We start from the raw sequence: 24,992 nt of genomic DNA on the forward strand, positions 1-24,992 counted from the left end.
GGGAGACATTTCGGTATCATTTCGTATTTTTGTGCTCCTAATTAAAAGATGATATGACTTTATCTAAAGAGGAAATTTTAGAACGCTGCAATTTAATGAGTAAAAATACCCTCATGGAAACTTTGGGTATTGAAATTATTGATCTTGGGGAGGATTGGTTAAAAGCAAAAATGCCTGTAAGTTCCAAAGTGCATCAACCGGATGGTGTTTTACACGGGGGTGCTACGGCAGCTTTGGCTGAAAGTGTGGGAAGTTTTGCAAGTCATATATTTTTAGATTCTGAAAATTATTTTATTCGGGGCACAGAAATTTCGGCCAATCATATCAAATCTGTAACCTCAGGTTATGTGTATGCCACAGCGCGTTTTATCCATAAAGGCAGAACCACACAATTATTTGAAATTAAAGTAACAGACGAAGACGGAAACTTGGTTTCTATCTGCAAATTATCAACTATTTCTTTACCAAAAAAGAAGGCATGACCTCAGACGCATTCTTTGAACGCATAAATCGCCAATTTCTTCGGGAGTTACCCTTCGTTGTTTATCGAAAACCGAACCAAACACTATTGCAGGGTTTCTTGCAGAAAACGGCAGAACTTCATACTACAAAAGATTTTTCGAATACAGGCTTTGTGTTTTCACCTTTCGATTCTAAAAATGCAACCATATTAATTCCTCAGGAAGACTCCGAACAGATCCAATGTGAAACTTTTGAACCTGAGATTGAATTTTCCGGTCAGATGAAAGAAGATTTCATTGAAGACGAAGATGCTAAAGAATCTCATATGCAGCTTGTGGCTCAAGGTAAAGCTTTGATTGAAGCATCGGATATTAATAAAATAGTGTTATCTAGGAAGGAAAACATTGCTGTAAAAAATAGTGATCCCTTGTTGATTTTTAAACGTCTGTTATCCAAGTATCAATCGGCTTTTGTGTATTGTTGGTATCACCCCAAAGTTGGTTTGTGGCTCGGTGCCACTCCTGAAACTTTGGTAAAGTTGGAAGGCAAACAATTTTCGATCATGGCTTTGGCCGGTACGCAAAAATACGAAGGAAGTTTGGATGTTAGCTGGCGCAATAAAGAACTTCAGGAACAACAATATGTTACTGATTACATTGTTGATCGCATTAAATCGGCTGTTGATAATATTCAGGTAAGCGATGTTCAAACGGTAAAAGCAGCCAATTTACTCCATCTGAAAACAAAGATTTGGGGCACCTTAAAAGATACGTCTTTCAGTTTGAAAGATTTTTTATTTCATTTACATCCCACGCCTGCAGTTTGTGGCCTCCCAAAGGATAAAGCCATGCAGTTCATTTTAGATAACGAAACTTATGATCGCAAGTTTTACACCGGTTTCCTGGGGGAGCTAAATATGTTGGCTTCAAAAGCACCTCGGCGAAGTAAACGAAACATCGAGAATCGTGCTTATGGTTCAACTCAGAACAGTACACAGCTTTATGTGAATTTACGTTGCATGTCTCTCGAAGATTCGCACGCCTCTGTTTATGTTGGCGGTGGTATTACCTCATATTCTGATCCTGAGGAAGAATGGCAGGAAACCGTTTCCAAAGCCATGGTTATTAAATCGGTTTTGTGATTGTTCTTTCGTGGCATATTTCGTATTTTTGTAGTACAAATTTGATACATGATCCACTCAAAAATTCCTTTGGCGCAAACCGTAACTGAACTTTGTAAAAAACATGGAATTCAACATGTGATCATTTCGCCGGGAAGTAGAAATGCGCCACTCACTATAAGTTTCACGCATGATCCGTTTTTTACATGTTATAGTATTGTAGATGAACGTGCGGCTGCTTTTTTTGCTTTGGGTATGGCTCAGAAATTACAAACACCAACCGCGCTGGTTTGTACCTCAGGTAGTGCGCTACTTAACTATTATCCGGCAATAGCTGAGGCCTATTTTAGTAGAATTCCTTTGGTGGTTTTATCGGCTGATCGTCCTGATCATCTCGTGGGTATTGGAGACGGACAAACCATAAACCAACCCTATGTTTTCAAAAATCATATTCGTTATTCAGCGGTTTTGAAACTCGATGTGAATCGGGATAAAACCATGAAGGTTAAAGCACTGCAAACGGCAGGTGATTTTATTGAAACGGACTCGGAACATGCAGAAAACCTTCAGGGTGAAGTACAGGCGTTTAATGAAAAAGCCATCAATAAAGCAATCAATACCGCTTACAAAACCTCAGGTCCTGTTCATATAAATATTCCTTTTGATGAACCACTTTATGACACGGTGGAAACCCTCTCTGTTTCTCCATTAAAAACAGATTTGGAGCCATCGAGTTTAGGAATAGATTCCAATGAAATAGAACATTTTATATCCGATTGGAATTCGGCTTCCAAAAAAATGATATTAGTAGGAGTGAATCCTCCTAATAGTGTTGAACAAAAATGGTTGGATTTTTTGGCCCAGGATCCGAGTGTCATCGTTCTTACTGAAACTACTTCGAATTTACATCATGAGAGCTTTTTTACGTGTATCGATCAATTGATCACGCCATTATCGGAAGAAGAGCGCAAAGATATTCGGCCAAACATTTTATTGACCTTTGGTGGTCTTATTGTTTCAAAGCGCATCAAAGCCCTTTTGAGAAAGCATCAACCAGATCAACATTGGCATGTAGATCTATTACAGGCTAACGATACTTTTTTCTGTTTGAATCGACATATAAAATCGACACCAAATTTATTTTTTGAGACGCTGCTCACTCAGGTTGAGCCTCATTTGGAATCACCATATTTCCCAAAATGGCAATCTAAGAATCAATTGCGAATAGAGCGTCACGATGCCTATGTAGATAATATTCCTTATTGTGATTTTCTGGTGTTTCATCATGTTTTAGAAAGTTTACCAAATAAAATAAACCTGCATGTTGCCAACAGTTCTGCGATTCGGTATTTACAATTGTTTCAATTAAATAAAACCATCGAGGTATTTTGTAATCGTGGTACCAGTGGTATTGACGGGAGCACGTCTACAGCTATTGGTTACGCCGTGCAAAGTGAAAATCAAACGGTTTTTATTACAGGCGATCTGAGTTTCTTTTATGATAGTAATGCGCTTTGGAACAAATATATTCCTAAGAATTTCCGCATCATTCTTTTAAATAATAACGGCGGAGGTATTTTCAGAATTTTACCGGGTGAAAAAAACACACCTAATTTTGATACCTATTTTGAAACGACTCACGAGCTTACCGCAGCGCATTTATGTAAAATGTTTGGTTTTACATATCGCAAGGCCCATTCGGAAGACACACTTCAACAGGAATTAAAAGACTTTTTTGAAGACCAAGATCAACCGCAATTGCTGGAAGTATTTACACCACGAACCTTGAACGACTCTATCTTATTACATTATTTCGAATTTTTGAAGTAAAGTTTCATTCAATTTATATCAATCTTAAAACGTAAAATCATGAATCAACGCGAAGCACTTATTGAAAAATACGCTGCCGAACTAAAAGAAAAATTCAATACACAACCCGATATGGCGCTGCTAACAAAAGTTACTATCGGGCTGGGACCTTCAATTTATAAGCCTGATGCCGCAACGGTTTCGAGTTCAGATCCTTCAGAACTGGAACGGGTGAAAACAAATTTCCTGATCGGTAAGTTAGGCTTACCTGATACCCCCGATCTGGATGAAGCTATCGTTGAGGTGGTGGAGCATTATGGCCAATCGAATCGGGTGAAATATCGTGCTGTGATCTACTATTTACTCACCAGGCATTTCGGCAAGGAATCAATTTACTTGTCATAGTATTTAACTTGGAAGCGCTTCATAATTGTAGCGCTTTTTTATTTTTCAAAAAGGAATATGATTACCTTTGCGCCATGATAAAATTAGGACAACGCAATACGCTAGAGATACTTAGGGAAACCGATCATGGTGTTTATCTGATTGATGAAGAAGATAACCAGGTTTTATTGCCGAATAAATACGTTCCGGAGCATTTTAAAATTTGGGACAAGATTGATGTTTTTGTATATCTGGATCATGAGGAACGTCCGGTAGCTACCACGGAAACGCCCTATGTCATGAGAGGTGACTTTGGTTTGCTACGTTGCAGTCAGGTTACCGAGTATGGTGCTTTTCTGGATTGGGGCTTAACCAAAGAACTATTTTGTCCGTTTCAAGAGCAAGCCTTTAAAATGAAGGCTGGTGGTTGGTATTTGGTTTATTGTTATTTGGATGAAAAAACGGATCGCCTTGTAGCGTCCAGTAAAACGAATCATTTTTTAGACAATAAAGATCTTACAGTTAAGGAATTTGATGCGGTAGATATTATAGCATCTCATCCCTCGGATATGGGTTGGAATGTGATCGTTAATAAAAAGCATAGCGGACTAATTCACAAAAACAATATTTTTAAGGATATTAGTGTCGGGGATACCATGAAGGGTTATGTTAAGAAGATCCGCCCCGGGAACAAACTCGATATTGTACTGGAAAAAATAGGATATCGCAGTATTGAACCTAATGCTGATAAGATTTTAAAGACCCTTGAAGATCATGAAGGTTTTTTAAATTTGAATGATAAGTCGAGTCCTGATGCCATAAAGCAGGAACTTCAAATGAGTAAAAAGAATTTTAAAAAAGCCATAGGAACACTCTACAAACAACGTTTGATAGATATTAAACCCGAAGGTATTTATTTGAAAGATTCAGAATAAAATGATCAATCAGGATACTATTATAGCTTTAGCAACACCATCCGGAGCAGGTGCCATCGCTGTGATTCGGCTTTCGGGACCGGAGGCTATTGCTGTAGCTGATAGTCAGTTTCGCTCTGTATCCGGAAAAAAACTAAGCGATCAAAAAACGCATACCATTCATTTAGGACATATTGTTGATGAAGAGCGTACGATCGATGAGGTTTTGGCTTCAGTCTTCAAAAATCCAAATTCATATACCGGTGAAGATGTTGTTGAAATCTCTTGTCATGGTTCAAATTATATTCAGCAAGAAATCATTCAATTATTCCTCCGAAAAGGCTGCCGTATGGCCACTGCCGGTGAATTCACTTTACGTGCGTTTTTAAATGGTAAATTAGATTTGAGTCAGGCTGAAGCTGTAGCCGATCTTATTGCCAGTGATAATGCAGCGTCACACCAGATCGCTATGCAACAAATGCGAGGCGGATTTTCATCTGAGATCGCAAAACTTCGTGAAGAACTCTTGAACTTCGCTTCTTTGATCGAATTGGAACTGGATTTTGCTGAAGAAGATGTTGAGTTTGCAGACCGTTCGGAATTTAAAGCGTTAGTAGATCGCATATTGTTTGTATTGAAGCGATTGATCGACTCATTTGCCGTGGGTAACGTCATTAAGAATGGTATTCCGGTAGCAATTGTTGGCGAGCCGAACGTAGGTAAATCAACCTTGCTTAATGCCCTTTTGAATGAAGAGCGCGCTATCGTTTCAGAAATCGCCGGAACCACCAGAGACACTATTGAAGATGAAATTTCGATAGGAGGCGTAGGTTTCCGATTTATTGATACGGCGGGAATTCGCGAAACTCAGGATGTTGTTGAAAGTATAGGTATTAAAAGAACCTTTGAAAAGATAGAGCAGGCGCAGGTTGTGATCTATTTATTTGACGCCGGAGCGTTTTCAGAGGAGAAAGCCACATTTAAGGTTGAAATTGAAAAAATCAAAAATAAATATCCTCAAAAACCGCTGATCGTTCTAGCGAATAAGGTTGACAGTATTTCGGATGTACAAAAATCCGAATTGCAATCTCAAATTTCGGAGGTAGCATTACTTTCTGCAAAAACAAAATTTGGTGTAGATGAGCTCCAGGATAAATTACTGGGTTTTGTGAACACCGGGGCCCTTCAAAATAATAATACCATCGTTACGAATACGCGTCATTATGATGCGTTGTTAAAAGCCTTGGAAGAAGTTTCTAAAGTGAAGGACGGCTTAGAATCCGGACTGTCAGGTGATCTTTTAGCCATCGATATCCGTCAGGCGCTGTACCATTTTGGCGAGATCACAGGAGAGATCACTTCGGATGATCTGCTTGGTAATATATTTGCTAATTTTTGTATTGGAAAGTAACTTCAATCAGTTACGCTTAACTTCCACCAACCCACAACGACTACCGAAAATTTGGGATAATTTAACTAATTAAATTCATTTTTTTCGCGATAGTATTCTATCCAAAGAAAATCTCCCACTTCCTAAAATTAAAATAGCAACGTAAGCTATTACATAGTGAAGGCCTAGCTCTTGTCTGGAAAAGGGATCATCGCCGTGAATTAAAAAAACTGCAACAAGCATGGTTATGATTAAAGGAATCGTTGCGGTTCGGGAAAATAAGCCCAGAATTAGAAAGATTGAGCAGATCACTTCAGCAAAAACGGCTAGAGCTAATGAGGTAGAAGCACTCATACCCATAACTTCACGAAATTTAATGGTCTCGCTAAATAGCATTTGAAATTTTGGATAACCATGTGTGAGCATCATGGCACCGGCACCTACTCTTAAAATAAGGGATACCAGGCTCAAAGAAGTTTCATTGTATTGTTTGTTAAATAATGTTTTCATAATATTATAATCGATTTGGGTTAACCAATTTTAACAGAGGTCATCGTTAGGGATCCTCCAACGGGTTTGTCATTAAATATTGAAATGTCTTCGGACTCTTCTTTTAATGCCAAAGCGTAAAGCAAAGGTAAATAATGTTCCGGCGTGGGTATTGCTAAATCAAAAGCCGTTCCTTGCGATCTAAAATTAATAAGATTTTCATAATTTCCGCTAAGAATATAGCTTTTCATAAGTTCATTAGCCTCGATTGCCCAATCATAGGCAAATGTTTCATTTAATTTGTTCCAGGCCACCTTTCGAAGGTTGTGAACCATATTACCACTTCCAACAATCAAAATTCCTTTACGGCGAAGTAATTGCAATTCTTTGGCTAATTCAAAATGATATTTTGCCGGTTTTGAGTAATCGATACTCATTTGTATAACCGGGATATTAGCCTCAGGATACATATGTTTTATAACACTCCAAGCACCATGATCCAGACCCCATTTATCATCCAGTCCAACGGCTGTTTTTTTAATGATGTTTTTAGTTTCCTGAGCTAATTCCGGACTTCCCGGAGCAGGATATTGGACGTCGAATAATGCCTTAGGAAAACCTCCAAAATCATGAATGGTTCTAGGATTTGGCATGGCTGTTACATAAGTGCCATTAGTTTCCCAATGTGCCGAAATACAAAGAATAGCACGTGGACGCTTCAACGTATTACCAACTTGTCTGAACCCTTCAACAAATTCATTGTTTTCAATGGCATTCATGGGGCTACCATGACCAAGAAATAATACAGGCATTTTGCCTGTATTATTCAAGTTTGAGGTCATGTTATGTAAATCTTTCAAGATCATAGTAAACCATTGTTAAATGGTTTCATTTTTTACTTATGCCTCTTGTTTGATAAATTGAACTTCGGCATTTAATTTAACTTCATCGCCTACAAGAACACCACCGGTTTCTAATGCAGAATTCCAGTTTAAGCCCCAGTCTTTACGATTTATTTTGCCATTGATCTCAAATGCTAATCTTTGATTTCCCCAAGGGTCTTTATTTTCACCACCAAAATCAACATCCAACTCAACTTCCTTGGTAGTATCTTTAATAGTTAGATCACCTTTTAATTTGTATTCATCATCATCTACTTTTTCAATAGATTTTGATTTGAAGGTCATGGCTCCAAATTTATCAGCGTTAAAAAAATCTTCGCTTCTTAGGTGTTTGTCTCTGTCTGCACTATTCGTTGAAACCGAGGCAGTGTCTATTTTTACCTCAATTGGTGATTTTGTAAAATCTTCACCTTCTATGCTTCCTTCAAAATCAGAGAAATATCCCTTTACATTGGATATCATAAGGTGTTTTACTTTAAATCCTACTTCACTGTGATCGGGGTCTATAACCCATTTTGTATTTTTCATAATAGTATTTTTTATTGTTTGAAACAAAGGTATTTAAATACTAAGCCATAAAAAATGAACTAGTTTAACATCTGGCGATCCTTAATTAATTCAGGAACGAATTACCTGACCCATATCATTTTGGTTTATGTAACAAACAGATACCTTAGTTTGGTAAAAGTTGAAAGTTGGTAAACTATGAAAAGTACATCTCAGCATTCATTATTCTCCCGTAATTTAATTGGTTTATCACTGATGATTTTCACAAGCCAAATTTGGGCTCAAACTGCCGAAGAAATTGTGAAAAAGGCAGATGATAATATGCGTGGAAAAACGTCTCAGGCCGAACTGGTTATAATTACATCCAGAGCAACCTGGTCCCGTGAAATGGATGTAAAAACCTGGATGAAGGGAACTGATTTTGCCATGCTATTAATTCAATCTCCGGCAAGAGATAAAGGCACTGTTTTTTTAAAACGAGGAAAAGAGGTTTGGAACTGGATACCGACCATTGAACGCTCCATAAAGCTTCCGCCCTCCATGATGAGTCAATCCTGGATGGGAACCGATTTCACTAATGATGATCTTGTAAAGGAATCTTCTATAGTATCAGATTACCATCACAGCATTATTGGCGATACCATAATCCGCAATAAACCTTGTTATATGATCGAGATGATTCCGAAGCCGGAAACCGCTGTAGTTTGGAGTAAACTTATGGTTTTCATTGATAAGCAGGACTTTCTGGAATTATATACTGAATTTTTTGATGAAGACGGAAATGTGGTCAATATCATGAATGCCTATGATATTCAAATAATGGATGGCAGACTCATTCCAACTCGGGTTGAAATGATTCCAATGGATAAGGAAAATCAAAAAACAGAAATTATCTATAAAACAATTCTTTTTGACAGAACAATCAAAGATGAATTTTTCACCTTGAATCGAATGAAATATTTGAACTAATATGTGGGTTTTAAAATTGGCATGGAAAAATATGTGGCGAAACCGCTCTCGCACGGCAATAACAACTTCTGCAGTATTCTTTGCTATTCTTCTTGCAGTAGTTACGAGTAGTTTTCAAGTTGGTGTTTTTGATAATTTAATAAAAAATGTAGTTGGTTTTTATAATGGTTACGTTCAGGTTCATAAAATGGGCTTTTGGGATGAACAGATTTTGGATAATGTATTTGAAAACAAAAACTCAGTTCAAAATAAAATTTTATCAAATGAAAATATAGAAAGTATTGCCCCCCGGTTAGAATCCTTCGCTTTAGTTGCCACAGATTCTCTCACAAAAGGATGTTTGGTGGTGGGTATTGCTCCCGCCAGAGAAAATGAGATCACCAAATTGAAAAGTAAAATTATTTCAGGGAGTTACCTAAAAGATGATGACCCTGATATTTTAATAAGTGAAGGTCTGGCCGATCGTATGCGAGTAAAGCTTTATGACACCATTGTGTTATTAGGTCAGGGATATCATGGCGCCATGGCTACCGGAAAATACAGGATTAAGGGCATGTTAAAATTTGGTTCTCCGGAATTGAATAAGCAATCACTTTATTTAAATCTGCCTGAAGCACAAAGTATGTTTGGGGCTCAAAATAAGCTCACCTCTTATGTTTTAAATCTTAAATCAACCAAAACCATGGATGAAACCGTTGTTTCCTTAAGGAATCTACTCGACGATGATTACGAGGTGATGACGTGGGAAGAGATGATGCCGGATGTAAGCCAGCATATTAAAACGGACAATGCCAGTATGTACATCATCTTTTTCCTCTTGTATATTTTGGTGTGCTTTGGAATTTTTGGAACCCTTCTAATGATGATGGTTGAGCGAAAATATGAATTAGGTATGTTGGTGGCTATTGGAATGAAAAAAATCAAATTAAGTACACTGCTTATTCTTGAGTCGTTGTTTACGGTAATTACAGGATGCCTGGCTGGAATATTAGTAAGCCTGCCTGTGGTTTATTATTTAAAATGGCATCCCATCCGATTTACCGGCGATTTTGCTAAAACCTATCAGGAATTTGGCTTTGAACCCATTTTTCCCGCTTCTACCGATAGCAGCATTTTTATACAACAAGGCTTGATTGTACTCATTTTAGGTCTTGTGTTATCTCTGTATCCCGTATTAAAGGTATTTCGATTGAATCCTATTGAATCTTTAAAAAAATGATAACATGAATGTGTCTTTAGCCTGGAGAAATATTTGGAGAAACAGAACCCGCAGTCTGATCATTATTTTATCTGTTACGATAGGACTTTTTGCAGGCATTTTTGTACTGGCTCTGTATCAGGGTATTATGATTTCCAGAGTGCGGATCGTAATTGATTCGGAAGTGGGCCATATTCAAATTCACAATCCAAAATTTAAGGACGACTTCGATCCGAAATATACACTCCAAGGAGCTACGGTAAAAGATTCACTCAAAAATTTAGATAAAATAAAGTTTGTTGCTGATCGAAGTATAACTCTGGGCATGCTCTCTACAACGACAGGAAGCGCTAATGTGAAAATTAACGGTATCCTACCGGAGGCGGAAAATAAAGCCTCTCAACTTAAAGATAAAATTATTTCAGGTAATGAATTATCAATGAATGGAAAGCAAGGCATACTTGTCGGGAAGAAATTAGCAGATAAAATGAAATTAAAATTAGGCAGCAAACTCGTTTTAACTTTTGCCGATACTAATAATGAATTGACCGCCGGTGCTTTCGGGGTTCTTGGAATTTATCAATCGGATAATGCACCCTTGGATGAATTGAACGTTTACGTTTTAAAACCTGTTTTGAATACCTACCTGGGAATCGATCAAGGAAGCCATGAAGTGGTTGTTTTATTGAACCGTGATGATGATCTTGACATAGTACGAAACCGGATTGCCACTCTTTTTCCAAAGCTTTTAGTAGAAACCTGGAAAGAAACTTCACCCGAAACGAACCTCATGGTTGGTTACGTTGATCAGTTTGCAATAATTTATGTCGTCATCATTATGTTCGCCCTGGCTTTTGGCATTATTAATACCATGCTGATGTCTGTACTTGAACGTACTCGGGAAATAGGGATGTTAACGGCGTTGGGTATGAATCGAAAAAGGGTTTTTGTATTGATTCTTACCGAAACAATCTTACTAACCTTCGTAGGCGTTCCATTTGGAATTTTATTATCCTGGTTCACCTCAAATTATTTTGGACACGTTGGTATTGATATATCCTCATTCTCTGAAGCAGCCATGTCGGGTTTTGGTTTTAGCTCAATGATCTATCCTGAATTTCCCGTAGATAGTCTTCCAGTGGTTATGATCATTGTTTTTTTAACAGCCTTGATTTCGGCATTATTTCCTTCAATAAAAGCTATTAAACTACAGCCTGCTGATGCTCTAAGGCACTAAATTTTTATAACATGAAAACAGTCATTGATGCCCATAAGATTAGTAAGACCTTTAACCCAGATACGATTCCGGTACATGCGGTAAAAAATGTGCATTTGCACTTGGAAAAAGGGGAATTTGTAGCCTTGGTAGGGCCTTCCGGATCCGGAAAAACAACCTTGCTGAACCTTTTAGGGGGATTGGACAAACCGGACCAGGGAAATATCATTATTAATGATATCGATATCACCAAACTATCTCCAAATAAATTGATTGAATTTCGCCTACAAAATATTGGTTTTGTATTTCAGTCCTTCAACTTGATTCCGGTTTTAACCGCTCGGGAAAATGTGGAGCTGATCATGCATTTACAAAGTTGGAGGAAATCAATTATAAATGCGCGTGTTAATAGTCTTTTCAAGGAAATTGATCTACTGGAAAAACTGGATACCAGACCGGCACAGCTATCAGGCGGACAACAGCAGCGAGTTGCTGTGGCGCGCGCTTTGGCCTCTAAACCGAAATTTGTATTGGCTGATGAACCAACAGCCAATTTAGATACTAAATCGGCCTCTAATCTTTTGGATATTATGGCAAAGTTGAATAAAGATGAAGGTATGACCTTTATTTTCTCAACACATGATCAACGCGTCATCGATCGGGCAAGAAGGGTTATTACTCTGGTTGATGGCCAGATTAGTTCGGATACGGGGGTTGGTCCGATAAAAAATGAAATTGCTCACGCAACTTAAAAGTCATGGAACGTGCTGATAAGTCCATAAAAATAATATTATTAGTCATATTTGGATTAATCCAACTTGAACTTCATGCACAGTCCGATAGTCTTGTTCCCAAAAAGGATAAAATAAAAATTAGTGGTTACATCAAGGACCTTCAGAATTTAAGTTTTTTTAGAAATAGCGAGCAAATTATAGACGGAAACCTCATTCACAACCGTATTAATTTGAAGTATGGTAGGGCCGTTGGCTTAAGCAGTGCTTTGGAAATGAGGAACCGTATATTTTGGGGGGAATTACTTCAACAAACACCTGGGTTTTCTATTGCTTTGAAGGATCAAAATGAACTTCTGGATTTATCCATTTTATGGATAGATCGCCCAGATCTTGTAATGCACACAAATATTGATAGGTTCTGGTTGCAGTATAGAAGTGAACGTTTAGAAATGCGCATAGGTCGTCAACGCATTAATTGGGGTATAAGCACGCTTTGGAATCCTAACGATATTTTTAACACCTATGATTTTTTAGATTTTGATTATGAAGAACGACCGGGTCGAGATGCGATAAAACTAAATTACCAATGGGGTGAGATGTCCTATCTAGAGTTGGCTGCCACTTCTTCAAAAGCTTTGAAAAATAAAGTGATTGCCATTAAATATTTCTTTAATGAACAGTTTTATGATTATCAGTTTATAGCTGGATATTTTAAAAACACAATGACTATAGGTGTAGGCTGGTCAGGAAGTATTGGGAATATTGGTTTTAAGGGGGAAAGTCAGTATTATTTTAAGCATCAGAGTACAAATTCATTACTGAATTTAACTTTAGAAATGGATTATCTTTTTGAAAACAGCTGGTATATTGGTGGAGGTTTTCTTTACAATAGTATGGGTTATAATAAGCCCCTAACGGATTGGAGCGCCATATCATTTGATCTTTCCCCACAATATTTGATGCCTACAAAGTGGAATACAACGTTTAGCCTGAGAAAACAATTCACGCCACTTTTTAATGGTAGTCTTACCGGTATTTATTCACCGGGAACAAACCTTGTCATTCTGCTACCTGCACTTAGTTATAATATGGCAACTAATTTTGATCTGGACCTTGTGTTTCAATCGTTTTTTGCTGAAGAACAAAAATCGTTTAATGGTCTGTCACATACTGTTTTTTTAAGGACGAAATGGAGTTTTTAAATTAATTTGATTTCTCCTTTGATTTAGCCTTTTTTCGGAGTCTAAAAGTGGTATATAATCCCATAAAGAGACCAAAAAGAACAAAGTTTAGCATGAAAATTTTCAAATTAAAGGAGTTGTCTTCATAATAATCAAAACCAGCCATAATCGCTGCATAAACTAATCCGGAAATAATTCCTCCTATTATAGATTGCCTTGTTATTGACATTTCAAATAATTTAAATTAAAAAGAAATGTAATCAATATTTAATTTGTCAGCAAAAATTACAAGATTTAAATATATTTAGGTCTTCCAGGTCGAAACTCTTTATTCCGTTTCTACAGGCGCATTGTTACTCCACATACCATAAAGCGAGATCCATTTACCTTCTTGGTTTCTTTGTAATATTTCAGTGAATTTTCCTGTATCTACGATGGTATCATTATCAGGACCCAAAAAGCGCAATTCAAAAGTTCCTATTTCGTATCCAAGATCCCCGTCACTTTTAGCGTCCAAGGTTTTTACACTGGCATCAATAATTCCGGCATCGATAGCGCCTTGCCAATAGGCTCGAATATTTTCCCGACCGGTAACAATATCTTCGTTTGGAGGTAGGAGCGAGGCGTTTTCATCATATAGGTTAGCCGCTGCAACCGCATCATGTGCTTTTAGTGCTTCAACAAAATCCCTATTCATCTGTCCGAGTTCCTGAACTGTCGCAGGTTTAGGCATTTCTTGTGGTGATGTTTCTTTTTGTTCTTGTTTGCAATTCCAAAGACTAAGAATACTAAGAACTAAAAAAATAGAGGCTAGGGGTTTCAAAAGAGGTTTCATGTTTATACATATTAAGATCTGCCTACTCTTAGTGGTTTTCGGCTTCCCCATCACCATGTAACTGAGGTTAAATATAGAAATAAGGGTATGAAACCTCACTAATTTTATTTAAAAACACTGGGTTTCAATGATTTAAATATAGGTTATTTAAATGAAAAATATTATATCTGAGAAAAATATACCTGAGCTAAAGTACCACTTGATTATTTTTATGTGTACCCGGGAAAATCAAAGCACTTTGGTTCATGATGATCTGTAAGGCCAGGATCATAATGATCTGCCAAAAATTGAATACGTTGAAAAGGCCAAAAGCCCATTCAGGAACCATACTGTTCATGATCAGGATGATTATGGCAAAAAATTGTGTCCAAAATGTGATCTTGGTTTTTGGAAATTTAAAAACATATTTAAAAAGAAAGAAAACGGCCATAGGTGATAACACAAAGGTAGAAATGGTATAAACCACATCTAAATTCAAGCCAACAAACAACCGAAACTCTTTTTGAATGCCTAAGGCTACAAAAATCTTGTCCAATATATTAGCGCCTAAAATCCCCACGAAAAAGGCGATATACGAAAATGCAACGCACAGCAGAACGCCAATAATCGTTTTGTGTTTTAAATGTTCCAGATTGGTAAGAGCGACAATGAGGCTAAATACAACCGGATAAACATAAAAATTGGCATCTGTAGCAATTAAAATGATCACTGAAATAATAGGAGAGAAAAGCTTCAAAAGCAATTTCAGTTTGTTTCTCTCTGATTCACTTTTGATGAAGGTACTCATAATGGTCTGTGTTATATTCCAGGTGCAGTTGTACCACTAAAGTACTAAATAAATTTTCTAAGCTTTAGAAAAATTCAAATTTTTTAAACCTAAATAACTCTTTAAGCGCATATGAGTAATGAAACCGCAATAGTTTGAGCTATAAACAAATCAATTAACCAAACCTTATTTTTCCACAATTTCAACCTCAAAAAGTTTATCCCAATCTTTACCGGTAACAAAAATGGTATTGGTTTTTGGGTTATAAGCAATACCGTTCAAAACATCCAGATCAGGATGCTGAGTAACTTTTCTTCGAAGTGGCGTAAAGTCAATTACCCCGGTTACGGCGCCATTCTTCGGATTAATAATCGCCACACCGTTTTTTTGATAACGGTTAGCGTAGATCATGCCGTTGATCCATTCTAATTCATTGATCTCAACAATTTTTCCTTTGTTAGTGTAAACTTGAATATGACTTTTTTCTTCTAATGTTTCCGAATCTAAAATCCAAATATCTTCAGAGCCGTCGCTTTTGTAAATAACCTTACCATCATTACATAATCCCCAACCTTCTTTACTTTGTCCGTACTCAAAACTTTTCAGCTTTTTAAAACTTTGTAGATCGTAAACAAAACCGCGACCGGCACGCCAGGTAAGTTGGTATATTTTGTTATTTAAAACGGTTAATCCTTCACCAAAAAAGGCATTCGGCAGATCGATATTTTTTAGAACTTTTCCTGTTTTATAATCTACTTGTCGCAATTTCGATTCTTTATATTGCCCGGTGCTTTCATAAAGTGTATCGTTATAAAACTCTAAACCCTGGGTATATGAGGTAATATCATGAGGATATTCATTAATAATCTTATAAGTATAAATTTTTGGCGGTGCATCGTTTAGGATCTCAATTCGTGTTTTTGCTTTTTGTTTTTGACCTTCAAAATATACCGTAGCCTCAATAAGGTGTTTTCCAAGTTTAAAATCCTGAAGCGCCGTCTCAGCAGCAATACGTTGTCCTTCTAAAGTATAAACTATAGAATCAATGGTATGATTCTTTTTATTTTCCAAACTCAGATTAAGTGTTTGGTTTATAGATAGACTTCCTCGGCTGGCATTAGTGTTTATGCTAAAATCACTTTTTTTATTTCCGGAATTAGAACCACAGCCTATAAAAAAGACGCCTAAAAATATGATTGGTAGGGCTTTATATAATATCATGTTTTTATCAATTTTAAAGCAAGGTATTTATTTAAAATCAGTTTCAAAAATCATTGTGAAAATTTTAAAAGATTGTATCTTTGCACGGGCAAGTCCTGCACAACCAGCTCCTGTTGAATCCTCCAGGTCGGGAACGAAGCAAAGGTAGACGGTCGTAGCGGTGTGATGTAGGTAGCTTGCCCTTTTTTTATGCCCTTAAGTTTGGTAAATCTTCCTATATTTAAATTCTAAATTTTAACCCATGGGTAAAGTCGTTCTTATAACCGGAGGGTCTTCCGGTATCGGGAAATCAATCGGGGAATTTTTAAAATCCAAAGATTTTAAAGTTTATGGTACCAGTAGGTCTCCTGAAAATTACAAGGATAGTTTATTTCCTATTTTGCCTTTGGATGTTACCGATACCATGAGTATTGAAAAGGCTGTAAAGCGCGTGATTTCTATTGAAGATCGTCTTGATGTTTTAATTAATAATGCTGGTGTGGGAATTACAGGGCCTATTGAAGAAACTCCCGAGGAAGAAATTAAAAAACACTTTGAAACTAATTTTTTCGGACCCATAAATGTCATTAAGGCGGTTCTTCCGCAAATGCGGAAACAAAATTCCGGACTTATTATTAATGTCACTTCAATAGCTGGGTACATGGGATTGCCATTTCGCGGTTTTTACAGTGCTAGTAAGGGAGCCTTAGAACTTATTACGGAGGCATTTCGGATGGAAATCAAAGCTTTTAATATTCATTTGACCAACGTGGCTCCAGGTGATTTTGCTACCAATATTGCTTCCGGACGTTATCATGCACCCGTTTTGGAGGATTCGCCCTATAAAACCTCTTATAAAAATACACTTGATTTAATGAATTCTCATGTTGATAGTGGTAGTGATCCTAAGGAAATGGCCTTGGCAGTTTATAAGATTATTCAATCTAAAAACCCTAAAGGCCACTACAAAGTAGGGGACTTTTTGCAAAAATTTTCAATAGTATTAAAACGGATTTTACCGGATAAAGTCTACGAAAAAATGTTGATGAAACATTATAAACTCTAGGATTACTGGTTGATCAAGCCTAAGAGTTGTTCTTCAAAATGAACAGAAAAAATGTTGGTATTGTTATTCACAATCTTATCGTTATGATTCACTAAGAAGGTTTTGGTCATCGGATAAACTGCCAGATCTTCAGCAGATTTCTTCGGATCTTTTAAAAAATATTCATTTGTATAACCAAACCGGTTTTGCTTTAATGCTAATTTTGATTTATCAGAATTCGACAAGTCATCAATGTTTATCATGATAAAGTTCACCTCAGGATATTTTTTTCGGAGTTCTTTAATCTTAAAATGACTTTCTCTGAAATGATTGAAATAATCATTGGACCAAAATGATATCACTGTAGGTTGTTTTATAACATCATTAATGTTTACATCATGATTGTCATAATTCACCAGTGCTATGTTTGGAAAATCATGACCTATCTGTAAATTTTGAACTGCTGTATTAAATCGTTCTAGAGTCTGGTTATTTTTGGAGTTTTTGCTTTTGGCTAAAAAGAAATTCAAAACTTTCTGATTATTATCCAAATTCTTGCACTGTGTAAGATAATTTATGGTGAAGTAATACAAGAGGTCGTCCTTCATTTTAGGATTTTTTACCAAACTATCAATCAGTTTTAATTTATCCATATTGTAGCACAGCGAGGTACGTCCAAAGCTATCCTTATTGGTATGATTGAGATGTTCCTGCAATGCTTCGGTATTAAAACTGTAACGTAAGAAAGCTCTATATAAAAAATGATCTTTAAGCTTTTCATCATTGTAATCAATATTTTTTCTGTAATCGAAAAAATCATCAGGTAAAGATGCTAGAATTTCTCTTTTGTTCTTACCTCGGTGTAAAAACGGATAAATTTCCTTACTTGAATAATAACTGTATTCGGCGTTTGTTTTCACAAAATCCTTAAACATCTCTGAAGCACCGTATTTCGCTACAAAATCATTAAGTTTTTGCATTTTTGACGCCTTAACAGAATCGATATGACTTATATAATCCTCTGGAGATAATTGACAATAGCTGTACAAACGGGGCTTCGTTTTCTCGTTTTCAAGAAAATCGTTGATAAGAAAATTGTTGCGTTTTGAACCGATACCTGAAAAAACCAGGGATTCGTCAAATTCCATGGTATTCAAACGAATCAACAGGCTATCCTTTGGTTCGAGCATTATCATTTGAAGTTCGCCACCATGATAGAAAGAATAAAGACCTTCTTCTACATGATCAAATTTATACATAAAACGATTTTTACCATCGAGCATGATGGTATCGATGGGTTTTTCGTCTTTAGTTAAAATGATATAATTACTTTGAGGATTTACAATTTCACCCCCAAAATATGCATAATCGTTGTTAGTGTCGTTTGCCTTATTGGCGCATCCCAGAAAGAGGGCGGACATTACAAGCGAAACTATCGAAATATATAACCTCATAAATCCGTCTGAATATATTTATCCTTAACAAAAATAAATCTTGTTCTAATAAACTCCTGTTAAGGCGTTGTTAATATTTACTTAACATTGGAGCTATAAACCCTTTGGAACGTTAAAAATAGCTATTTAAGTTTCGATTAAAGGATTCAATTTTCTACTTTTGCCGAAATATTAAAATAGGGCTATGTTAACAGTATCCAACTTATCAGTTCAATTCGGAAAACGCGTGCTTTTTGACGATGTAAATACCACATTTAATAGTGGTAATTGCTATGGTATTATAGGGGCGAACGGTTCCGGTAAATCAACGTTTCTGAAAATTATCTCAGGAAAAATGGATCCAACGTCGGGTCATGTTTCTTTAGAATCCGGAAAACGTATGTCTGTGTTGGAGCAAAATCACAACTTATACGATGATCATACAGTTTTGAAAACTGTTTTAATGGGAAATAAGCCTTTATTTGAATTGAAAACTCAAATTGATGCTCTTTATGCCAATTACTCTGATGAAAATGCCGAGAAAATAGGAGAGTTGCAGGTTGCTTTTGAAGAAATGAACGGTTGGAATGCCGACAGTGATGCCGCAGCTTTACTTTCGAACTTGGGTATTAAAGAGGATTTGCATTACAATTTGATGAGTGATCTGGATGGTAAACAAAAGGTACGTGTGCTTTTAGCTCAGGCATTGTTCGGAAATCCGGATGTACTGATCATGGATGAGCCTACAAACGATCTGGATTATGAAACTATTTCCTGGCTGGAAAATTTCCTGGCGAATTATGATAATTGTGTTATTGTGGTATCTCACGACCGTCACTTTTTAGACGCGGTTTGTACCCACATTTCGGATATCGATTTTGGAAAGATAAATCACTATTCCGGTAACTACACCTTTTGGTATGAGTCTTCTCAGTTAGCTGCCAGACAGCACGCCCAGCAGAATAAAAAAGCAGAGGAGAAGAAAAAGGAATTGGAAGAGTTTATCCGACGTTTTTCTGCCAACGTTGCCAAAAGTAAGCAGGCCACCAGTAGAAAGAAGATGTTGGAAAAATTGAATATTGGTGAAATCCGAAGAAGTAGTCGTCGTTACCCTGCTATTATTTTTGAACGTGAACGTGAAGCAGGAGACCAGATTTTGAATATTGAAGGCTTGCAAGCTTCTCTTGACGGGGAACTTCTTTTTCGAAATATTGATCTGAATCTTAAAAAAGGCGATAAGGTTGTGGTATTTTCCAGAGATTCCAGAGCCACAACTGCTTTTTATCAGATCATTAACGGAAAAGAAAAGGCTGATGCCGGTAAATTCCAATGGGGTGTCACTACAACGCAATCCTATTTGCCTTTAGATAATAGTGAGTATTTTAATAATGATCTGTCTTTAGTAGATTGGTTGCGCCAATGGGCGAAGACGGAAGAAGAGCGCGAAGAAGTATACATTCGTGGTTTTCTTGGAAAAATGATTTTTAGTGGTGATGAAGCCTTAAAAAAATCGAATGTACTTTCCGGAGGAGAAAAAGTGCGATGTATGTTGAGCCGTATGATGATGCAACGTGCCAATGTATTGATGTTAGATGAACCAACAAACCACCTGGATCTCGAAAGTATTACTGCGTTTAATAATTCACTGAAGAATTTTAAAGGGACTATTTTGTTTACCACACATGATCATGAATTTGCGCAAACTGTGGCTAATCGTGTGATTGAATTGACCCCTAATGGAATCATCGATCGTTACATGACCTTCGACGAATACATGCAGGATAAAAACATTAGAGAGCAACGCGATAAAATGTACGCCGTTGAGGCTTAGTCGTTTTGTAATTCACTAAGAAAGCTTTCAACGATTTTAACGGCATTGTCCAATTCTTCTTTATGAACGTGAATTTCCTGAACGGATGGATTGGATGCCCCAAAAAGTGGTGTTAAACCACTTCCGGTGCGGTCTTTTATCACAGGAGTAATACCTTCATTTTCTAAAATGTCACTGATGCGTTGTACCGTAATGAATTCGCCGGTATAAATTTTAATATAATCCTGATGAGCCATAATAACGTATTTTATCCTGTACTTAAGATACGAAATAAAACGATAAGAGCCCGCTTATACAGGCTCTTTTGGTGATAAGAAAAACTTATGATTACCGTAATTCAGCGCCAAGCTGTTTTTCGAAATTGCTTTGTAATTTCTGCATAATCTTGTCTATCTGCTTATCTGTTAGGGTCTTGGTCTCATCCTGAAACGTAAAACTTACCGCATAACTTTTTTTACCTTTTGGTAAATTTTTACCCTGGTACACATCAAATAGATTGATTGCTTTTAATAATTTCTTTTCGGTTTGTTTGGAGATGTTGTAAATCGATTCAAACGTAACCTGATCGCCCACCAATAATGCAAAATCACGACGTACTTCAGGATATTTCGTAATTGGTTTAAAGGTAATTTTGTTGCGTTTCACAATATCCAATATCGCATCCCAGTATACGTTTGCATATAAAACCTCCTGACTAATATCAAAGTGTTTTAATACGGTTTTCTTAACGATACCGAAATCAACAAGTTTGGTTTTTCCTAACTGAAGCGATAAACCTTCACTAAAAACATCATTTTCAACCGGATATTCCTTAAATCTGGAAACACCCAGGCGTTCCAGCATACTATTAACAATACCTTTCAAATAGAAGAAATCTCCTTTTTTATTTGGATCAGTCCAGGTTTCCTGATGGAGATCACCGGTTACAAATAGGGATAAATGCTTGAATTCTTCTCGACTTTCTTTATAATTATGATAGGTCTTACCGAATTCAAAAAGTTTTAGATCATTCCGTTTTCTATTAATGTTGAAGCTAACCGTCTCCAAACCGGAAAACAATAAACTTTGTCTCAGCACAGAGAGATCGTTACTCAGCGGGTTCAATATGCTAATGTTGTAGTCTTCTTTCAAACTGTCGCTAAGAGCGATATAATTTGGTGTTGTTAGCGAATTGGAGAGTATCTCATAAAAGCCCTGTGATACCAATTGATTAGCAACAATATTTTGAATTTTATAATCTTCAAAACGCGTTGTACTGGAAATGGACGCATTGAGTTTTTCAGTGGTTCCAATATTATTATATCCATAAACGCGAAGGATCTCTTCAATAATATCTGCTTCTCGCTGTACATCATTTCGATATGCCGGAACAGTTAATCCCAGGCCGGTTTCAGTAACGTTATTAACCTTGATTTCCAAAGAGGTTAATATCTGTTTTATGGTTTCCTTTGGAATCTCTTCACCAATAAGGTTTTTGGCATTTTCGAAACTCAATCGAACCTCAAAATCTTTGATCTTATTAGGATAAATATCAACAATATCACTCGTAATTTCTCCACCGGCAACCTCCTGGATAAGCAAAGTAGCACGTTTTAAGGCATATTCTGTAATATTTGGATCGATACCACGCTCAAAGCGGAAAGAGGCGTCTGTATTCAATCCATGACGTTTGGCAGTTTTACGAATGCTTACCGGGTTAAAATAAGCGCTTTCAAGAAAAATACTAGTAGTTTGTTCTGTAACACCGGAATGTTCACCACCAAAAATACCGGCGATACACATGGGTTTTTCAGCATCACAGATCATGAGGTCGTCTTCGTGTAATTCACGCTCTACACCGTCCAATGTTGTGAATTTTGTACCCGATTTTAAAGTTTTCACTTCTACGGTATTCCCTGAAATTTTATTAGCATCAAAGGCATGTAAAGGCTGGCCGAGTTCATGTAACACATAATTTGTAGCGTCTACAACATTATTTATTGGTGTTAATCCTATAGCTTTTAAACGGTGTTGCAGCCATTCTGGTGATTCTTTTACTTTTAATCCGGAAATGGTAACGCCGCAATAACGTGGTGCTAATTCTTTGTTCAAAACATCCACATCCATTTTCAAAATGCGGCTATCCACTCGGAAGGCACTCACAGAAGGTGTTATAAGTTCCAGATTGATATCTTTTTGCAATAGTCCGGCTTTCAGATCGCGAGCTACTCCAAAATGGCTCATAGCATCGGCTCGGTTGGGTGTTAAACCAATTTCAAAAACACGATCGTTTTCAATTTTAAAAATCTCCTCACAAGGTGTTCCGGGTACAAGGTCGGCATCCAATACCATAATACCGGCATGTGAGGTGCCAAGGCCTAATTCGTCTTCCGCACAGATCATCCCCTGACTCTCCTCGCCTCGTATCTTTCCTTTTTTAATGGTCCAGGGTTCGCCTTCTTCATTGTATAAGGTGGTTCCTATGGTAGCCACAGGCACTTTCTGTCCTGCAGCAACATTGGGAGCGCCACATACGATTTGAACCGGCTCGTTGGCTCCTATATCTACGGTAGTTAATTTTAATTTATCGGCATTAGGATGTTTCACACAAGTTAAAACATGCCCCACAACAACACCTTCCAAGCCGCCTTTAACTGATTGATACAGTTCTAGTCCTTCTACTTCAAGCCCCAGGTCTGTTAATAATTCGCTGGTTTGTTCGGCGGTCCAATCTGTTTTTAAAAACTGTTTTAACCAGTTGTAAGAAATCTTCATAAATCGTAGTCCTTGGATTTATCGGCAAAGATAAAATAAAGGTGTTAGCATTCAAATAAAGCCAAAATAAAAAATCCTTTTAATCCTTTTTATTTGTGCCGCTATTGTTGTTATTTAGACCTTCTTTTTTAAAAACATAGTTTATGAGGTATTTCTTGTCCGTATTAATTGGTCTTATTTTTCTTGGTTGTCAGCAAAGCCCAAAGTCAGAAACCCTTACTTTAGGCACTTACCGAGGTGTTTTTAAGGCACAAGACGATAATGATATGCCTTTTATTTTTGAAGTAACCTCAGATTCTACCTTAAGTATATTTAATGCCGGTGAAACGGTTAAAGTTGAAGATATTACTTATCGAAATGATTCTGTTTTTATTCAAATGCCTGTTTTTGAAAGTTTTATTGCAGCAAAGCTGAAGGATAATATGCTGAAAGGAAACTTTATCACACCCAGTTTAAAACGTTCACTACCTTTTGAAGCCCAACGTGATTCCGTGCGATTTACCGTGAAAAATAAGCCCGAGTTTGATATTTCAGGTAATTGGGAAACTGTTTTTAGTCCGCATGAAGCTGAAAATAGTTATATCGCCAAAGGTATTTTTTCGCAAAGCGGAAGTCAAATTGTAGGTACTTTTCGAACTACAACCGGAGATTACCGGTTTTTGGATGGTGTGGTAGATGGCGATCAATTGAAGTTATCAACTTTTGATGGATCACATGCATTCCTGTTCACAGGAAAAATAACTAAAGATAGTATTCATGGGATGTTTTATTCGGGAAACCATTGGAAAGAACCTTTTACCGCCTGGCGAAATGGTACGTTCGAATTACCGGACGCCGATTCCCTAACGTTCTTAAAACCGGGATATAAAACCATAGATTTTACGTTCCTTGACGCTGATGGGAATGAGGTTAGTTTGTCGGATGCTCGATTTGAAAATAAAGTTGTTTTGGTTCAAATTATGGGAACCTGGTGTCCGAATTGTTTGGATGAAAGTCGGTTTTTAGCAGATTTTTATACTGAGAATAAGTCCAGGGATATTGAAATCGTAGCGCTATCCTTTGAATATGCTAAAACTGAGGAAGCTGTTCAATAATATCAAAAGATTAAAGGAAAATACAGGAATCACTTATCCTGTATTGTTAGCGCAAATAGGCTCAAGCAATAAGAATGAAGCGAATAAAAAATTACCCATGCTGAATCATATTTTGTCTTATCCAACACTGATCTATTTGGATAAAACGGGAACAGTAAGAAAAATTCATACGGGATTCAACGGACCGGCAACAGGCGAAAAATATGAGGATTTCAAGAGAGAATTCAAAAGTTTTGTAACTGATCTCCTGAACGAGTAATCAAAGAGGTTTTAGATATTCAAGTTTTTCCTCGAATTCGAATTGTAGATCTTCATGTAAACCTTTTAAAACTTTCTTCGCCAAAAGCAATTGACGGTTGTATGAATTCCGCAATTGTGAACTGCGCTGTATTGAAGGTTTAAAATCGCGGAGTTTTTCACAGAAATAGAGCAGTAAATCCACTTCTGTTTCCTTTTTTTGAGAATAGCGAATAAACTTTTTTACATTTTTCAGGATCTTCCTAACGGATTTTCGGATATAAAAAAAGCTGGCTGTATTAATCGTTTCAAAGCTTTCATCCATATATCCTTTAATACTTTCCACATAAGCGTCTTCATCAAAAGATTCAAATAATAAATAGGAGAGGAGCTCTTTATTTTCTTTTTTAAAGCGTCCTAATCGTAAACACAAATCCTGCAATTCCTGAGCGGTAAGTGTAGTAAGTTCTTTTTTAATATCTCGTATGGACGCTGCTTTCATTTAAAAATTCAATTTGAATA

The 24,992-nt window shown here is 36.8% G+C and carries 26 protein-coding genes and 1 other RNA gene; 16 read left to right on the forward strand and 11 right to left on the reverse strand.

Annotation, left to right across the window (positions count from 1 at the left end):
• Window positions 1-53 precede the first annotated feature (53 nt).
• The 6 genes from ABD682_RS11575 to mnmE all read left to right on the forward strand — a co-directional run bounded on the left by ABD682_RS11575 (window position 54) and on the right by mnmE (window position 6,100).
• Window positions 54-482: a PaaI family thioesterase gene (locus ABD682_RS11575; protein WP_344741550.1), complete on the forward strand. Its 429-nt coding sequence runs from the start codon at window positions 54-56 to the stop codon at window positions 480-482.
• A complete protein-coding gene (locus ABD682_RS11580) occupies window positions 479-1,603 on the forward strand; it encodes a chorismate-binding protein (protein ID WP_344741551.1) in 1,125 nt (374 codons plus the stop codon). The genes ABD682_RS11575 and ABD682_RS11580 overlap by 4 nt, the downstream gene beginning before the upstream one ends.
• Before the next feature lie 48 nt (window positions 1,604-1,651).
• Window positions 1,652-3,412, forward strand: coding sequence for a 2-succinyl-5-enolpyruvyl-6-hydroxy-3-cyclohexene-1-carboxylate synthase (menD, locus tag ABD682_RS11585; protein ID WP_344741552.1), 1,761 nt, complete (start codon window positions 1,652-1,654; stop codon window positions 3,410-3,412).
• A 39-nt stretch (window positions 3,413-3,451) separates the two neighbouring features.
• A complete protein-coding gene (locus ABD682_RS11590) occupies window positions 3,452-3,796 on the forward strand; it encodes a DUF2853 family protein (protein WP_344741553.1) in 345 nt (114 codons plus the stop codon).
• A gap of 74 nt (window positions 3,797-3,870) precedes the next feature.
• Window positions 3,871-4,710, forward strand: coding sequence for a CvfB family protein (locus ABD682_RS11595; RefSeq protein ID WP_344741554.1), 840 nt, complete (start codon window positions 3,871-3,873; stop codon window positions 4,708-4,710).
• Window position 4,711: 1 nt separating this feature from the next.
• Entirely contained in the window at window positions 4,712-6,100 is a 1,389-nt protein-coding gene (gene mnmE / locus ABD682_RS11600; RefSeq protein WP_344741555.1) for a tRNA uridine-5-carboxymethylaminomethyl(34) synthesis GTPase MnmE, read from the forward strand.
• Between the two features lie 75 nt (window positions 6,101-6,175).
• On the opposite strand, the gene ABD682_RS11605 is transcribed toward mnmE, so the two are convergent.
• From ABD682_RS11605 to ABD682_RS11615, 3 genes are read right to left on the reverse strand one after another with little or no spacing between them, the layout of a single operon-like run.
• Window positions 6,176-6,589 carry a DoxX family protein gene (locus tag ABD682_RS11605; RefSeq protein WP_344741556.1) on the reverse strand — a complete coding sequence of 138 codons (414 nt, stop codon included), beginning with the start codon at window positions 6,587-6,589 and terminating at the stop codon, window positions 6,176-6,178.
• A 20-nt stretch (window positions 6,590-6,609) separates the two neighbouring features.
• Window positions 6,610-7,434: a 4,5-DOPA-extradiol-dioxygenase gene (gene ygiD / locus ABD682_RS11610; RefSeq protein ID WP_344741557.1), complete on the reverse strand. Its 825-nt coding sequence runs from the start codon at window positions 7,432-7,434 to the stop codon at window positions 6,610-6,612.
• Between the two features lie 33 nt (window positions 7,435-7,467).
• Complete coding sequence (locus ABD682_RS11615; RefSeq protein ID WP_344741558.1) at window positions 7,468-7,998, reverse strand: YceI family protein; 531 nt, start codon at window positions 7,996-7,998, stop codon at window positions 7,468-7,470.
• A gap of 177 nt (window positions 7,999-8,175) precedes the next feature.
• Here ABD682_RS11615 and ABD682_RS11620 point away from each other — a divergent pair, with 177 nt between their 5' ends.
• The 5 genes from ABD682_RS11620 to ABD682_RS11640 are packed head-to-tail and all read left to right on the forward strand — an operon-like array spanning window position 8,176 to window position 13,296.
• Complete coding sequence (locus ABD682_RS11620; RefSeq protein WP_344741559.1) at window positions 8,176-8,946, forward strand: outer membrane lipoprotein-sorting protein; 771 nt, start codon at window positions 8,176-8,178, stop codon at window positions 8,944-8,946.
• A gap of 31 nt (window positions 8,947-8,977) precedes the next feature.
• Window positions 8,978-10,165, forward strand: a complete 1,188-nt coding sequence (locus ABD682_RS11625; RefSeq protein ID WP_344741560.1) for an ABC transporter permease — start codon at window positions 8,978-8,980, stop codon at window positions 10,163-10,165.
• Between the two features lie 4 nt (window positions 10,166-10,169).
• Window positions 10,170-11,381, forward strand: a complete 1,212-nt coding sequence (locus ABD682_RS11630) for an ABC transporter permease (RefSeq protein ID WP_344741562.1) — start codon at window positions 10,170-10,172, stop codon at window positions 11,379-11,381.
• An 11-nt stretch (window positions 11,382-11,392) separates the two neighbouring features.
• Complete coding sequence (locus ABD682_RS11635; RefSeq protein WP_344741563.1) at window positions 11,393-12,112, forward strand: ABC transporter ATP-binding protein; 720 nt, start codon at window positions 11,393-11,395, stop codon at window positions 12,110-12,112.
• Between the two features lie 5 nt (window positions 12,113-12,117).
• Window positions 12,118-13,296, forward strand: a complete 1,179-nt coding sequence (locus ABD682_RS11640) for a hypothetical protein (RefSeq protein WP_344741564.1) — start codon at window positions 12,118-12,120, stop codon at window positions 13,294-13,296.
• Window position 13,297: 1 nt separating this feature from the next.
• On the opposite strand, the gene ABD682_RS11645 is transcribed toward ABD682_RS11640, so the two are convergent.
• The 4 genes from ABD682_RS11645 to ABD682_RS11660 form a co-directional block, all read right to left on the reverse strand.
• On the reverse strand, window positions 13,298-13,504 hold the full coding sequence (locus tag ABD682_RS11645) for a hypothetical protein (RefSeq protein ID WP_344741566.1): 207 nt from the start codon (window positions 13,502-13,504) through the stop codon (window positions 13,298-13,300).
• A 99-nt stretch (window positions 13,505-13,603) separates the two neighbouring features.
• On the reverse strand, window positions 13,604-14,110 hold the full coding sequence (locus tag ABD682_RS11650) for a YybH family protein (protein WP_344741567.1): 507 nt from the start codon (window positions 14,108-14,110) through the stop codon (window positions 13,604-13,606).
• 187 nt (window positions 14,111-14,297) lie between these two features.
• Window positions 14,298-14,897, reverse strand: coding sequence for a hypothetical protein (locus ABD682_RS11655; protein ID WP_344741568.1), 600 nt, complete (start codon window positions 14,895-14,897; stop codon window positions 14,298-14,300).
• Window positions 14,898-15,062: 165 nt separating this feature from the next.
• On the reverse strand, window positions 15,063-16,097 hold the full coding sequence (locus ABD682_RS11660) for a glutaminyl-peptide cyclotransferase (protein WP_344741569.1): 1,035 nt from the start codon (window positions 16,095-16,097) through the stop codon (window positions 15,063-15,065).
• 86 nt (window positions 16,098-16,183) lie between these two features.
• Between ABD682_RS11660 and ffs the strand changes: the two genes are divergently transcribed.
• Window positions 16,184-16,282: signal recognition particle sRNA small type (ffs, locus tag ABD682_RS11665), an RNA gene on the forward strand.
• Between the two features lie 56 nt (window positions 16,283-16,338).
• Window positions 16,339-17,142, forward strand: a complete 804-nt coding sequence (locus tag ABD682_RS11670; protein WP_344741570.1) for an SDR family oxidoreductase — start codon at window positions 16,339-16,341, stop codon at window positions 17,140-17,142.
• Window positions 17,143-17,144: 2 nt separating this feature from the next.
• On the opposite strand, the gene ABD682_RS11675 is transcribed toward ABD682_RS11670, so the two are convergent.
• Window positions 17,145-18,542 (reverse strand): TlpA family protein disulfide reductase, encoded by a 1,398-nt coding sequence (locus tag ABD682_RS11675; RefSeq protein WP_344741572.1) that lies wholly within the window; start codon window positions 18,540-18,542, stop codon window positions 17,145-17,147.
• Window positions 18,543-18,759: 217 nt separating this feature from the next.
• On the opposite strand from ABD682_RS11675, the gene ABD682_RS11680 reads away from it, so the two are divergent.
• On the forward strand, window positions 18,760-20,385 hold the full coding sequence (locus ABD682_RS11680; RefSeq protein ID WP_344741574.1) for an ABC-F family ATP-binding cassette domain-containing protein: 1,626 nt from the start codon (window positions 18,760-18,762) through the stop codon (window positions 20,383-20,385).
• On the opposite strand, the gene ABD682_RS11685 is transcribed toward ABD682_RS11680, so the two are convergent.
• Window positions 20,382-20,621 carry a putative signal transducing protein gene (locus tag ABD682_RS11685; RefSeq protein WP_344741575.1) on the reverse strand — a complete coding sequence of 80 codons (240 nt, stop codon included), beginning with the start codon at window positions 20,619-20,621 and terminating at the stop codon, window positions 20,382-20,384. The two genes, ABD682_RS11680 and ABD682_RS11685, sit on opposite strands and share 4 nt — an antisense overlap.
• Window positions 20,622-20,712: 91 nt before the next feature.
• Window positions 20,713-23,139 carry a phenylalanine--tRNA ligase subunit beta gene (gene pheT / locus ABD682_RS11690; RefSeq protein WP_344741577.1) on the reverse strand — a complete coding sequence of 809 codons (2,427 nt, stop codon included), beginning with the start codon at window positions 23,137-23,139 and terminating at the stop codon, window positions 20,713-20,715.
• Window positions 23,140-23,282: 143 nt separating this feature from the next.
• Here pheT and ABD682_RS11695 point away from each other — a divergent pair, with 143 nt between their 5' ends.
• Together ABD682_RS11695 and ABD682_RS11700 are read left to right on the forward strand one after the other, a co-directional pair.
• Window positions 23,283-24,233, forward strand: a complete 951-nt coding sequence (locus tag ABD682_RS11695) for a peroxiredoxin family protein (protein WP_344741578.1) — start codon at window positions 23,283-23,285, stop codon at window positions 24,231-24,233.
• A complete protein-coding gene (locus ABD682_RS11700; protein WP_344741579.1) occupies window positions 24,205-24,492 on the forward strand; it encodes a hypothetical protein in 288 nt (95 codons plus the stop codon). The genes ABD682_RS11695 and ABD682_RS11700 overlap by 29 nt, the downstream gene beginning before the upstream one ends.
• Here the strand turns inward: ABD682_RS11700 and ABD682_RS11705 are convergent, their stop codons facing one another.
• Window positions 24,493-24,972, reverse strand: a complete 480-nt coding sequence (locus tag ABD682_RS11705) for a hypothetical protein (RefSeq protein ID WP_344741580.1) — start codon at window positions 24,970-24,972, stop codon at window positions 24,493-24,495.
• Window positions 24,973-24,992 lie beyond the last annotated feature (20 nt).

This window comes from Gaetbulibacter aestuarii, assembly GCF_039537665.1.
In the GTDB taxonomy this organism is placed as follows: Bacteria; Bacteroidota; Bacteroidia; order Flavobacteriales; family Flavobacteriaceae; genus Gaetbulibacter_A; species Gaetbulibacter_A aestuarii.

Bases quoted from the DNA above. Each gene is read 5' to 3' on its own strand.
- ABD682_RS11575 (WP_344741550.1), top strand. From the start codon at position 54: ATGACTTTATCTAAAGAGGAAATTTTAGAACGCTGCAATTTAATGAGT.
- ABD682_RS11580 (WP_344741551.1), top strand. From the start codon at position 479: ATGACCTCAGACGCATTCTTTGAACGCATAAATCGCCAATTTCTTCGG.
- menD (WP_344741552.1), top strand. From the start codon at position 1,652: ATGATCCACTCAAAAATTCCTTTGGCGCAAACCGTAACTGAACTTTGT.
- ABD682_RS11590 (WP_344741553.1), top strand. From the start codon at position 3,452: ATGAATCAACGCGAAGCACTTATTGAAAAATACGCTGCCGAACTAAAA.
- ABD682_RS11595 (WP_344741554.1), top strand. From the start codon at position 3,871: ATGATAAAATTAGGACAACGCAATACGCTAGAGATACTTAGGGAAACC.
- mnmE (WP_344741555.1), top strand. From the start codon at position 4,712: ATGATCAATCAGGATACTATTATAGCTTTAGCAACACCATCCGGAGCA.
- ABD682_RS11605 (WP_344741556.1), bottom strand. From the start codon at position 6,589: ATGAAAACATTATTTAACAAACAATACAATGAAACTTCTTTGAGCCTG.
- ygiD (WP_344741557.1), bottom strand. From the start codon at position 7,434: ATGATCTTGAAAGATTTACATAACATGACCTCAAACTTGAATAATACA.
- ABD682_RS11615 (WP_344741558.1), bottom strand. From the start codon at position 7,998: ATGAAAAATACAAAATGGGTTATAGACCCCGATCACAGTGAAGTAGGA.
- ABD682_RS11620 (WP_344741559.1), top strand. From the start codon at position 8,176: ATGAAAAGTACATCTCAGCATTCATTATTCTCCCGTAATTTAATTGGT.
- ABD682_RS11625 (WP_344741560.1), top strand. From the start codon at position 8,978: ATGTGGCGAAACCGCTCTCGCACGGCAATAACAACTTCTGCAGTATTC.
- ABD682_RS11630 (WP_344741562.1), top strand. From the start codon at position 10,170: ATGAATGTGTCTTTAGCCTGGAGAAATATTTGGAGAAACAGAACCCGC.
- ABD682_RS11635 (WP_344741563.1), top strand. From the start codon at position 11,393: ATGAAAACAGTCATTGATGCCCATAAGATTAGTAAGACCTTTAACCCA.
- ABD682_RS11640 (WP_344741564.1), top strand. From the start codon at position 12,118: ATGGAACGTGCTGATAAGTCCATAAAAATAATATTATTAGTCATATTT.
- ABD682_RS11645 (WP_344741566.1), bottom strand. From the start codon at position 13,504: ATGTCAATAACAAGGCAATCTATAATAGGAGGAATTATTTCCGGATTA.
- ABD682_RS11650 (WP_344741567.1), bottom strand. From the start codon at position 14,110: ATGAAACCTCTTTTGAAACCCCTAGCCTCTATTTTTTTAGTTCTTAGT.
- ABD682_RS11655 (WP_344741568.1), bottom strand. From the start codon at position 14,897: ATGAGTACCTTCATCAAAAGTGAATCAGAGAGAAACAAACTGAAATTG.
- ABD682_RS11660 (WP_344741569.1), bottom strand. From the start codon at position 16,097: ATGATATTATATAAAGCCCTACCAATCATATTTTTAGGCGTCTTTTTT.
- ABD682_RS11670 (WP_344741570.1), top strand. From the start codon at position 16,339: ATGGGTAAAGTCGTTCTTATAACCGGAGGGTCTTCCGGTATCGGGAAA.
- ABD682_RS11675 (WP_344741572.1), bottom strand. From the start codon at position 18,542: ATGTCCGCCCTCTTTCTGGGATGCGCCAATAAGGCAAACGACACTAAC.
- ABD682_RS11680 (WP_344741574.1), top strand. From the start codon at position 18,760: ATGTTAACAGTATCCAACTTATCAGTTCAATTCGGAAAACGCGTGCTT.
- ABD682_RS11685 (WP_344741575.1), bottom strand. From the start codon at position 20,621: ATGGCTCATCAGGATTATATTAAAATTTATACCGGCGAATTCATTACG.
- pheT (WP_344741577.1), bottom strand. From the start codon at position 23,139: ATGAAGATTTCTTACAACTGGTTAAAACAGTTTTTAAAAACAGATTGG.
- ABD682_RS11695 (WP_344741578.1), top strand. From the start codon at position 23,283: ATGAGGTATTTCTTGTCCGTATTAATTGGTCTTATTTTTCTTGGTTGT.
- ABD682_RS11700 (WP_344741579.1), top strand. From the start codon at position 24,205: ATGCTAAAACTGAGGAAGCTGTTCAATAATATCAAAAGATTAAAGGAA.
- ABD682_RS11705 (WP_344741580.1), bottom strand. From the start codon at position 24,972: ATGAAAGCAGCGTCCATACGAGATATTAAAAAAGAACTTACTACACTT.